This window comes from Pollutimonas rozaliensis (assembly GCF_048751585.1).
Lineage (GTDB): Bacteria > Pseudomonadota > Gammaproteobacteria > Burkholderiales > Burkholderiaceae_B.
On record NZ_JAZHOB010000201.1, the window covers coordinates 1 to 260 of the forward strand.

Sequence of the window (260 nt, forward strand, 5' to 3'; positions counted from 1 at the left end):
GTATGCGCAATTACACCCCATAAAAGAATCCATTTTCTGGCGTCAGGTTGACGGCGGACATGATGCGCTTTGTTGGCGCGGTGGCTTGATGCAGGGGCTAATCGACCTCTGGCAACCACTTTTCCATGACAGGAGTTGAATATGGCATTCAGTAATCCCTTCGATGATCCGCAGGGAGCGTTTTACATATTGCGCAATGCGCAGGGGCAATTCAGTCTGTGGCCGCAACAATGCGTCTTACCGGCAGGCTGGGACATTGT

At 51.9% G+C, this 260-nt stretch carries 1 pseudogene; it reads left to right on the forward strand.

Features of this window, described 5'->3' with window-relative positions:
• Positions 1–141 precede the first annotated feature (141 nt).
• A pseudogene (ybdZ, locus tag V0R37_RS22580) lies at positions 142–260 on the forward strand (enterobactin biosynthesis protein YbdZ); the annotation flags it as partial.